General features: G+C 73.2%; 6 protein-coding genes. 4 read left to right on the forward strand and 2 right to left on the reverse strand.

Annotated features, from left to right (window positions below; translation table 11 throughout):
- Window positions 1–8: 8 nt before the first annotated feature.
- Window positions 9–3,278: an ATP-dependent DNA helicase gene (locus KZX17_RS10700; protein WP_282443776.1), complete on the forward strand. Its 3,270-nt coding sequence runs from the start codon at window positions 9–11 to the stop codon at window positions 3,276–3,278.
- Between the two features lie 21 nt (window positions 3,279–3,299).
- Here KZX17_RS10700 and KZX17_RS10705 read toward each other — a convergent pair whose 3' ends face one another.
- On the reverse strand, window positions 3,300–4,541 hold the full coding sequence (locus tag KZX17_RS10705; RefSeq protein WP_248173091.1) for a phosphotransferase: 1,242 nt from the start codon (window positions 4,539–4,541) through the stop codon (window positions 3,300–3,302).
- 64 nt (window positions 4,542–4,605) lie between these two features.
- Here KZX17_RS10705 and nudC point away from each other — a divergent pair, with 64 nt between their 5' ends.
- The gene (nudC, locus tag KZX17_RS10710; protein ID WP_248173093.1) at window positions 4,606–5,508 is read left to right on the forward strand and encodes an NAD(+) diphosphatase; all 903 of its coding nucleotides are present in this window, start codon (window positions 4,606–4,608) and stop codon (window positions 5,506–5,508) included.
- Window positions 5,505–7,217 carry an ATP-dependent helicase gene (locus tag KZX17_RS10715; RefSeq protein WP_248173096.1) on the forward strand — a complete coding sequence of 571 codons (1,713 nt, stop codon included), beginning with the start codon at window positions 5,505–5,507 and terminating at the stop codon, window positions 7,215–7,217. Before nudC ends, KZX17_RS10715 begins: the two co-directional genes overlap by 4 nt.
- Window positions 7,218–8,007: 790 nt before the next feature.
- Here the strand turns inward: KZX17_RS10715 and KZX17_RS10720 are convergent.
- The gene (locus KZX17_RS10720; protein WP_248173099.1) at window positions 8,008–9,399 is read right to left on the reverse strand and encodes a zinc-dependent metalloprotease; all 1,392 of its coding nucleotides are present in this window, start codon (window positions 9,397–9,399) and stop codon (window positions 8,008–8,010) included.
- Between the two features lie 127 nt (window positions 9,400–9,526).
- Between KZX17_RS10720 and KZX17_RS10725 the strand changes: the two genes are divergently transcribed.
- Window positions 9,527–10,669: a S16 family serine protease gene (locus tag KZX17_RS10725; protein ID WP_308194586.1), complete on the forward strand. Its 1,143-nt coding sequence runs from the start codon at window positions 9,527–9,529 to the stop codon at window positions 10,667–10,669.
- Window positions 10,670–10,697: the final 28 nt, after the last annotated feature.

A 10,697-nucleotide genomic window follows, 5' to 3' on the forward strand; every position in this document is an offset into this window, starting at 1 on the left:
CCGCTGAGATGATCAGCCCCGAGACGGTCGCCGCGGCCCTCGGGCAGTTCCCGCCGACCGCCGAGCAGTCGGCCGTCATCGCCGCACCGTTGGAGCCCGCGCTCGTCGTCGCGGGCGCCGGCAGCGGCAAGACCGAGACGATGGCGGGACGCGTGGTGTGGCTGGTCGCCAACGGTCTGGTGCGTCGCGACGAGGTGCTCGGGCTGACGTTCACCAGGAAGGCCGCGGGGGAGCTCGCGGAGCGGATCGGACGTCGGCTGCAGCGGTTGAGCGAGTTCGAGGCGCGCGGCCTGCTCCCACGGCTCCCGCAGCTCCACGCCGAGGGCAGGCTCGACGTGTTCGCGGAGATCGAGCGCAGCGGTGCGGGCGAGGCGGCCCGGCGGGCGGAGCTCGATCGGTTGGCCCCGACCCGACCGGATGCGGGTGCGGCCGACGCGCTGCTCGAGCGGCCGACGGTGTCGACGTACAACAGCTTCGCCGACGCGATCGTCCGCGAGAACGCGGTGCGCATCGGGCGCGACGCCGACGCCGTCGTCCTGAGCGAATCCGCGGCCTGGCTGCTGATGCGACGGATCGTGCTCTCGAGCGAGGACGAGCGGCTGCCCGAGCGCATCGAGCGACCGTCGACCATCATCGACGCGGCCCTGCGGATCGCGCGGGACGCCGTCGACAACCTCGTCGATCACGACGAGCTCGTCGCGTTCGCCGACGCGTTCCAGGACGTGCTCGACCGTCCCAGCGAACGCGCGGCCACGACGGTCTACGCCGAGGTGCGGACCGCAGCCGAGAAGGTGTCCGGACTGGGTGTGCTCGTCGGGCTCGCCCGGGACTACGACGCGGAGAAGCGGCGGCGTGGCCTCATCGACTTCTCCGACCAGGTGGCGGGAGCGCTGCGCGTCGTGTCGGAGCATGCCGCGGTCGCAGCCGACCTCCGCGCCCGGTACCGGGTGGTGCTCCTCGACGAGTACCAGGACACGTCGGTGGTCCAGACGGACCTGCTCGCCACGCTCTTCCGCGGCACGGGCGTGATGGCCGTGGGGGATCCGCACCAGTCGATCTACGGCTGGCGGGGAGCGAGCGCGGGCAATCTCGGCGACTTCGCACGGACCTTCGGCGGGGATGCCGTCGCCCGCCGGTTCTCGCTGCTCACCAGTTGGCGCAACAGCGGCGACGTCCTGCGCGCCGCTGCCGCCGTCCTCGCGCCGCTGCGCGCCCCAGTCGAGGTCGGCACGCTCCGGCCCCGGCCCGCCGCCCCCGCCGGCAGTGTCGAGATCGTCGTCGAACAGGATGTGGATGCGGAAGCGGACCGGGTCGCGGAATGGTTCGCACGCGTCCGGGACGAGCGCGCGCGGACGGGGAGTCCCACCACGGGTGCCGTGCTGTTCCGAAGCAAGAAGCACATGGTGCGCTTCGCCGACGCACTGGGGGCGCGCGGCATCCCGCACCGCATCCTGGGGCTCGGGGGGCTGCTGTCCACCCCCGAAGTCGTCGACGTCGTCTCGGCCCTGCGCGTGATCAGCGATCCGCGGGCGGGATCGGCGCTGATCCGTCTGCTCGCCGGTCCCCGGTGGGCGATCGGCCTCGCCGACCTCCGCGAGCTCGCGCTGGTCGCCGCGCGTCTGGCCAGGCACGACACGGCGCTGCAGCCGCTCGCCCCGGAGCTCGCGGAGATCCTCCGGTCGTCGGCGGGTGACGAGGGAGGTTCGATCGTCGCGGCCCTGGACTTCGTCTCGCGGCAGCGGAGCGACCACGGTTGGCTGGCCGGGTTCACCGCCGACGCGCGGGATCGCCTGCGGGAGGCGGGTTCGGTGTTCGCCGGTCTTCGCCGTGCCGCCGGGCTCCCGGTCCCCGAGCTCGTGCGTCTGATCGAGGCGGAGCTGCGCCTCGACGTCGAACTCGCGGCGAACGAGTCACGGGGCCCGGCCAGGACGGCGTCGTCCCAGCTGCGCGCATTCGTCGACGAACTCCACGGGTTCCTGCAGACCGACGAACGCGGGTCGCTCACGAGTCTGCTCGCGTGGCTCGACCGCGCCGAGCGGGCCGACGAGTTCGCCCCGCGGACCGAGCCGCCTGAGGACGACGTGGTCCAGCTCCTCACGATCCACGGCTCGAAGGGACTCGAGTGGGATGCCGTCGCGGTGGTGCGGGGCGTCGAGGACGAGCTGCCCGCGCGCCTGCAGGACGGGAAGGGATGGCTCGGCTTCGGAGTCCTGCCGTATCCCTTCCGGGGCGACCGCGACTGGCTCCCCGGACTCGGCTGGCGCGCGCACGAGGCCGAGAGTCAGCAGGATCTGAAGGCCGCCTTCGCCGCCTACGGGGAGGGCATCCGACAGCGTCACCTCGAGGAGGAGCGACGGCTCGCGTACGTCGCGGTCACCCGTGCGCGGGACCACCTGCTGATCTCCGCGTCGCCGTGGGCGGGAACCAAACGGCCTCGAGCGGTCAGCCGGTTCGTCCGCGAGATCGCGGACGAGGTGGCCGCGCCGGTCCCCGATGACGAGACTCTCGACGCCGAGAACCCGTACGACGGCGCGCGCGCCACCCTGCAGTGGCCGATCGATCCGTTGGGCGGGCGCGCCGGGCGGGTCACCGCCGCCGCCGAACGGGTGCGGACGGCGATGCGAGCCGAACCGCCGAACCCGAGCACGGACCTGCGGCTGCTGCTCGCTGAACGCGAGGCGCGGGCGGCCGGACAGGGCGCCTCGGCCCCGACCCGCATCCCGGCGTCGCGCTTCAAGGAGTTCGCCGCCGACTACCGCGCCGCGGCCACCGCCGTGTCCCGCCCGATGCCGGAGCGGCCCTACCGGCAGACCCGGCTCGGCACGCTCTTCCACGCCTGGGTGGAGCAGCGCTCGGGCCTCGTCGGGCGGGCCCGGTCGGCAGACGACGTCCTCTGGGACGAGGACGACGCGGGAGTCTCCGCCGCCGACGCAGCCGAGCTCGAACGGCTACGCGCGGCGTTCCTCGCCTCCGAGTGGGCGCAGCTGCAGCCGATCGAGGTCGAGACGGAGATCGACTTCACCGACCCCGACCCCTTCGGCGACGGGAACGCCCACATCATCATCTGCAAACTCGACGCGGTGTACCGCCGCGGCGACCGGATCGAGATCGTCGACTGGAAGACGGGACGCCCGCCGCGCACGGACGCGGAGCGTGCGGAGCGGATGCTGCAGCTGGACCTCTACCGCCGCGCCTACCACGTGAAGCACGGCATCCCGGTGGACGCCATCGACGTCACGCTGTTCTACGTCGGCGACGGGGTCGTGCTGCGCGCCTGACCGCGGCGTGTCGCGGCGCGGTCAGGCGGTGCCGGTCCAGCGGCGCAGGGCGTTGCGCGCGGCGTCGTCGGGGTCGCGGTCGTCGTCGCCGTCGCGCGCATCGGCGGCGTCCGGCGACCAGTCGGAGAACTCGATCGGTTCGGTCTCGTCGCCGAGCTCCTCCCGCGAGGGCGGGTCGGACGGATCCGCGTCGTCGAAGGGGTCCATCGACCCCGGGTCGTACGCGTCTGTGTGCATCGAGGTGTCGACGGCATCCGTGGCCGCCACGGGTACCCGGCCGAGCGCGGCGATGGCCTCGTCGACGCTCACCGACCCCGATCCGATCGGGGCCTCGTCGCGGACGCTGTCGTCCAGCGAGGTGAGCAGCGCCACGGCATCCGACATCACCGACTCCGAGCCCGTGTCGTGGCCGTGGACGAGCCACTTCGCGAACTCGAGCTCGGCGTGCAGGCGCGCGCGGTCCGCGAGCAGCGCGTCGGGGGAGCGGCCCGAGGCTGCGCCGTAGGCCGCGATCGCATCGCTCGCGGCGTCGGGCGCGCCGGCGATCCACCGCAGGTCCTCCGCCGGGTCGCCGACGCTGAGTCCCGCCCAGGTCAACAGGCCCGACACGGTCGGGACGCCGTCGACGTCCGTGAAGGTGAACGACGCCGGATCGACACCGCCCAGGACGACGGTCGGCTCGAACCGCCACAGCGCGTCGAGCGCGATCGCACGGCTCCACCGGCGCAGCAGCCCGAAGGGCAGTCGGCCCGTCGCCTCGGCACGGTCGAGGAGCTGCTCCGTCTCCGTCCGCACCTGTGCCGCCGTGCGACTCGGCAGGCCGGCGCCCGTCACGACCGAGCTGGGGAGGTCGTGGATGCCGGCGATCGCCTCGGCGAGGCCGGTGGCCACGCCCCTGCCGGGCGGGATGTGGGCGCCGTCGACGCGCCATCCGGGCAGGAAGGTCTGCACGCGGGCGACGCCGCCCGCCAGACGCGCCTGCCCGACCGGCTCCGGGGCGGCGAAGGGGAGCATCGCCCGCACGCCGGCGGTGAGGGCGGCGAGGGCCGTCGCCTCGCTGACGGCGTCGGACTCGGCGTCGGCCGTGGTCGCCACCCGCACGACGAGGCGGCTCCCGTCGTCGAGGCGGACGAGCGCGCTGTCGTACCGCCCGGCCGCATCCTCGGTCAGCGTCGAGACGCCCGAGATGCCCGTCTGCACACCCGAGGCCTGCGCGAGAGCCGCGGTGGCAGCCGCGGCTAGAGTGAGAGGAGAGCGTGCCATGCCCCCCAGGGTAGGTCGGCCACCCACCGGCGCACCGGCGCCACGCCCGCAAGAGAGGTCCTCGATGACGACGAAGGACGTCCCGCCGCCTCTGGCTCGCGCGGTCATCGACCGTGCGGCGCAGGAGCGGCTCGACGACGGTCTGCTCGCCCGCGCCCGCGCCGATGAGCAGACGCGCGTGCTGCTCGTGCACGGCGACCGCGCACCGCTGGAGGGTCGCGACAGGCTTCGATGGTCCGCCCCGGCGGATGCGCCCGAGGGCGCGGAGTGGGCGTTCCTCGGACGGGATGCGGGTGATCGCGCGATGCTCGTCGCCGCCGTCCCCGCGTCGGCAGCGGAGCCGCCGGTGGGGGACGCGGAGTGGGGTGGCCTCCGCGCGGTCGGCGGCGACCTCGACGCCGACGATGCCGGCCGCTTCGTGCAGGCGCTCAGCATCGGCCGATGGCTCATCGACGCGCCGTTCTGCCCCGCGTGCGGTGCGCGCACCGACGTCCAGCAGTCCGGCTGGTCGCGTGTGTGCCCGCAGTGCGGTCGCCAGCACTTCCCCCGGACGGATCCCGCCGTCATCGTCGCCGTCGCGAGCGCCGATGACCAGCGGCTCCTGCTCGGCCGGAACGCCGCGTGGGGCGACGTGCCGATGTACTCCACGTTCGCGGGATTCGTCGAGGCGGGGGAGTCGCTCGAGACCACCGTCGACCGCGAGATCGCGGAGGAGGCCGGGGTGCGCCTCGATCACATCGTCTACCGCGGCTCGCAGGCCTGGCCCTACCCGCGCTCGCTCATGCTCGGCTTCACCGCCCGGGCGGTGTCGGACGAGGAGGCCCGGCCCGACGGCGAGGAGATCCTCGACGTCCGCTGGTTCACGCGGGATGAGATCCGCGCGGCGCTGGACGGCGCGGGTGACGTGCGACTGCCGGGACGCGCCTCCATCGCCAGGAGTCTGATCACCCGGTGGGTGCAGGGGTGAGCGAGGGGCCCCTCGCCTCCCTCGACGACCGCCAGCGCGACGCCGCACGCACGCTCCGCGGACCGGTGTGCGTCCTCGCCGGTGCGGGCACCGGGAAGACCCGCGTCATCACCCACCGCATCGCCCACGGCGTCGACACCGGGGCGTACTCGCCGCAGCGCGTGATGGCCGTGACCTTCACGACGAAGGCCGCGGGCGAACTGCGGGGGCGGCTGCGAGGCCTCGGTGTCGAGGGCGTCGCAGCCCGGACCTTCCACGCCGCGGCACTCGCGCAGCTGAACTTCTTCTGGCCACAGGTCGCAGGCGACACCGCGCCGGCGATCGTCGACAGCAAGGTGCGGCTCCTCTCGCACGCGGCCGATTCGATCGGGATGCGGCTGGATGCCGGCACGCTGCGCGACGCCGCGTCGCAGATCGAGTGGCGGAAGGTCACGATGCGCTCGGTCGAGCAGTACGCCCGGGATCGGCCGAGCGGCATCCCCGGGCTGTCCCTCGACGCCCTCGTCGGACTGCAGCACGCGTACGAGAAGCTGAAGGACGAGCGACGCCAGCTCGACTTCGAGGACGTGCTCCTCGCCTGTGCCGGGATGATCGAGTCCGAGCCGCGCGTCGCGACCGCCGTCCGCGAGCAGTACCGGCATTTCACCGTCGACGAGTACCAGGACGTCTCGCCCGTCCAGCAGCGACTGCTGGAGCTGTGGCTGGGGGACCGCCACGACATCTGCGTCGTGGGCGACGCGAGTCAGACCGTCTACTCCTTCGCGGGCGCCGACCCGCGCTTCCTGCTCGAGTTCGACCGGCGGCACGAGGACGCCCAGGTCATCCGCCTCGAGCGGAACTATCGATCGGATGCCGCCATCCTCGCCGTCGCGAACGAGTTGATGCGCGGTCGGCCCGGGGCCCTCCAGCTCACCACGCCGACACCGGCCGGGCCGATCCCCGAGGTCACGGCGTACGACGAGGACGCCGCCGAAGCCGACGGCGTCGCCGATCGCGTCGCCGCGCAGCTCGCCGCGGGCACCGACCCCGCCGCGATCGCCGTGCTCTACCGGCTGAACGCCCAGTCGGCGCCGCTCCTGGCCGCCCTGTCCTCGCGGGGAATCCCCGCGACGGTCCTCGGCGGCAAGCGCTTCTGGGATCTGCCCGAGGTGCGGCAGGCGCTCCTGGCGCTGCGCGGTGCGTCGGTGGCGCCGCTGTCCGGGTCGTTCCTCGCCACGGTGCGCGACATCCTCCGTTCCCTCGGTCTCACCGACGAGGCGCCGCCGGCGGGGGGCGCTCTCCGAGACGCGTGGGAGGCCCGCGCGGCCGTGCTGCGGCTGGCCGAGGAGGCCCCGGCGGAGATGACCCTGCGCGCCTTCACCGACGAGCTCACGACACGCGCCAAGGCGCAGCACGAGCCCGCGCTGCGGACGGTCACCCTCGCGACGCTGCACGCCGCGAAGGGGCTCGAGTGGGACCACGTGCATCTCATGGGCCTCAGCGAGGGGCTGCTGCCGATCTCGTACGCCACCACGTTCGAGCAGGTCGATGAAGAACGCCGCCTCGCGTACGTCGGCATCACGCGGGCCGCGCGAACGCTCTCGCTGTCGTGGGCGCGGATGTCCGGCCACCGCGAGCGTCAGCGCTCGCGTTTCCTGCAGGAGATCGGCACAGGCACGCTTCGTGCGGCGGATGCGCGCGCCACACGCGCTCCGCGTCAGCGTCGCTGAGCACGACCGACCGGCCGTCCTCCTCCTCGGCACGGAGCATCCGAGCGGCCAGCGCGGCGGCCTCGACCAGCAGGACGGGCTCGGTAGCGGGCGTCCGCCGTGCGAGCAGCTGTGCGGCCAAGAGCGGCCAGTCGGGGTCGAGGTCGCGACGGGCGGCGTGCACGCATGCGATGCACGCTGTCCTGCCTGGGCGCACAAGCGGACCGACCACGACGCGATCGCCCGAGAGTTCCACCGGCAGGTGGGTGACGTCACCTGCCACCAGGCGTGCCGCCCGGTGCGGATCGACCAGTCGCGAGCTCACGAGCAGGATGGGCGCGCCGTGGTCGGGGAGCTTCCATCGGGCGACGTCGACGACGTCGACACCGGCTGCGCAGAGACCCGCGAGGAGGGCGGCTTCGTCGGCCGGGCCGATGTCGGCGGGCAGTTCCACGCGCAGGGCGGGTGCCGGCGTGGCATCCCCCGCGAGCGCGTCCGCGATGGTCTGTACGAAGCGCTCGGCGTCCTCACCCGAGGCGCCCAGCTCGCGCGCGAGGGGGATCAGCCGCGCGTCGGCGATGCCGGTGACGAGTTCATCGAGCAGACGCTCCTGCCACGGGTCCAATCCGCGCAGGCGGTGACCGTCCTCATCGCCGAGCTGCAGGCTCGACGGAGTTCGCCACAGCGGTGTCCGGGAGGGGGCGAGTCGCAGCATGAGGCGATTCTCGTGAGCCGGCACGCCGTCGTCGTCGGTCTTCCACAGTGCGTGCCGGCGAGGCGCTCACGGCGGGGCCTGTGGAGGAACCTCCGGTCAGACCGGGCGGGGACCCGACGGACCGTCGTCGGGGCCGTCCGCGGCGGTGTCCCCACCGCTGCCGGACTCCTCGTCGAGGAGCGCGGCGAGGGCGTCGTCGAAGGCATCGCGCGTGGGCTCTTCACCGCGGGCACGTGCCTGCAGGCGAGCGACCAGGGACGCCGGGTCGTCGATGTCCTCCGCCGTCGGCATCAGGTCGGGGTAGTCCCAGAGCGAGTCGCGGGCCGCCGGGCCCACGGCGTCGGTGACCGCCCGCCACATCGCGGCCGCTTCGCGCAGGCGCCGCGGTCGCAGCTCCAGGCCCACGAGCGAGGCCATCGCCTGCTCGCCGGGTCCGCCCACCGCGCGGCGTCGACGGACGGCCTCCGCGATGCGATCGGCCGCGGGCAGGCGACTGGTCGCGTCCGCCGTCACGACGTCCACCCAGCCCTCGATGGTCGCGAGCAGGTTCTCGAGGCGGGTGAGGGCCGCCACCTGCGCCTCGGATCGCTGCGGCAGGAGGGCGCCGCTCTCGATCGCCGCCCGCAGCTCGTCGGGGGAGGAGGGGTCGAAGCGCGACGCGAGCTCTTCGAGGGCATCCGTGTCGACGTGGACGCCGCGGGCGAAGTCGGTGATCTGAGAGATCACGTGCAGACGCAGCCACCGGGCGTGGCGGAAGAGCCGCGCGTGGGCGAGTTCGCGGGTGGCGAGCGCCAGGGCGAGCTGGTCCTCTTCGATCTCGAGATCCCGGCCGAAGTCGGCGAAGTTCTGCGGCAGGATCGTGGCCTCGCCGTCGGGCATGAGGGGGATGCCGACATCGCCGCCGCTCACGACCTCCAGCGACAGGCGGCCGATGACGGCGCCCAGCTGGCTGGCGAACAGCGCTCCTCCGACTCGGCGCATCAGACGCCCGGCTCCCTCGATCGCGGCCCGCATCTCCTCGGGCGTCTGCGACTCCAGGGCGGCCATGAGGGCGTCGCTGATGCTCGACGCGACGGGCTCGGCGAGTTCCTGCCACACCGGCAGGGTCGCTTCGACCCACTGTCCCCGCGTGATGGCGCGCGGCGGCGCCGGGAGCTCCGCGATGGCGGTGGCCTCACCGAGCCAGAGGGAGGCGAGGGCGAATGCCTGGTCGAACTCCGTACGAGCGCCGGCGGATATCCCGAGCCCGTCGCGGTTGGCGATGTGCAGGGCCTGTGTCTTCGCGGCGGACCAGTCGATGCCCTCGTCCCCGCCGGTGTCGGCCATCGCCGACTGCAGCTGGCGCATGATGGCCTGCATCATCGCGGGGTCGATGTTCATCCCCGAGAACTGCCGCAGCTGCTCCGGATCGATCCCGCCCTGACCGCTCAGCATCCGTCGGAGCATCTCGGCGAAATCATCGTCGCCGGGGCGGTCGTCGTCCGTCATGTCAGGCGCCTTTCAGCAGGGGGGAGACGTCTCTGTCCTACGCTAGTCGCAGGTTTCCTCCGCCCGGTCCGGACGGGAGACGTCCCGTGTACGCCGGCCGCGAACGAGCGCCGGAGGAAGGACTCGCGTGTCGCTGTTCGAGGACACCGCCGGCCCGCTCGCCCCCGACGAGCGGGCCCGCCGCCGGCCCCGTGACCGGTTCACCGCCGTGCCGTTCGGGGTGTGGGCGCTGGCCGTCGCGCTCGTCGCCCTCCTCATCCTGACCTTCCTCCCCACCGGGTTCGTGATCCAGCGACAGGGTCCCGTCGTGAACACCCTGGGGACCGCCGAGAACGCCGACGGCGAGGATGTGCCGCTCATCTCGGTCGACGGGGCGGAGACCTATCCCACCGGTGGTGCCCTCGACCTGACCACCGTGCAGATCCAGGGCAACCGTGAGCAGACGCCGAGCTGGTTCCAGCTCGCCCTCGCGTGGTTCGACCCCGCCGAGGCCGTGCTGCCGCTGGACCGCATCTTCCCCGCCGGGACCACCACAGAGGAGCGCAATCAGGAGAGCGCCGCACTCATGGTGGACTCGCAGAAGGAGGCGACCGCAGCCGCACTGGCGGAGCTCGGCTACGACGTGCGCCCCCACGTCAGCGTCTACGGCTTCGCCGAGGACTCTCCCGCCGAGGGCATCCTCGAAGAAGGCGACGAGATCGTCTCGGCCGACGGGCGGGCCATCGAGACGACCGAGCAGCTCCGCGCAGCGATCGGCGCGCTGGAGGGCGCGCCGATCGACCTCGTGGTCCGTCGTGACGGCGACGAGCGCACCGAGACGGTGACGCCCGTGCAGCAGGACTCCGCCGACGGGCCCGTCTGGCTCATCGGGGTGACCACCGCGCACGACTACGATTTCCCGATCGACGTCACCATCCAGCTCGACCGCATCGGTGGCCCGAGCGCCGGTCAGATGTTCGCCCTCGGCATCATCGACACGTTGACCCCGGGGGAGCTCAACGGCGGCGAGAACGTGGCCGGCACCGGGACGATCGACGCCTCCGGCGCCATCGGGCCGATCGGCGGCATCCGTCAGAAGCTCTACGGTGCGCGGGATGCCGGTGCCGACTGGTTCCTCGCCCCCGCGGACAACTGCGACGAGGTGGTGGGGCATGTGCCCGGCGACCTGCGCGTCGTGTCGGTCGAGACGCTCGACGATTCCCTCGCCGCGCTCGAGGCCATCAGCACCGGGGACAAGCTGGCGGACCTGCCGTCCTGCAGCGCGGGCTGACCTCGAGTGCGGGTCCTGCGATTACGCC

This window comes from Microbacterium sp. EYE_78 (genome assembly GCF_023149035.1).
Taxonomy (GTDB): Bacteria; Actinomycetota; Actinomycetes; order Actinomycetales; family Microbacteriaceae; genus Microbacterium.

Coding starts and splice junctions, on each gene's coding strand:
- KZX17_RS10720 (WP_248173099.1), bottom strand. CDS start 9,399: ATGACGGACGACGACCGCCCCGGCGACGATGATTTCGCCGAGATGCTC.
- KZX17_RS10705 (WP_248173091.1), bottom strand. CDS start 4,541: ATGGCACGCTCTCCTCTCACTCTAGCCGCGGCTGCCACCGCGGCTCTC.
- nudC (WP_248173093.1), top strand. CDS start 4,606: ATGACGACGAAGGACGTCCCGCCGCCTCTGGCTCGCGCGGTCATCGAC.
- KZX17_RS10700 (WP_282443776.1), top strand. CDS start 9: ATGATCAGCCCCGAGACGGTCGCCGCGGCCCTCGGGCAGTTCCCGCCG.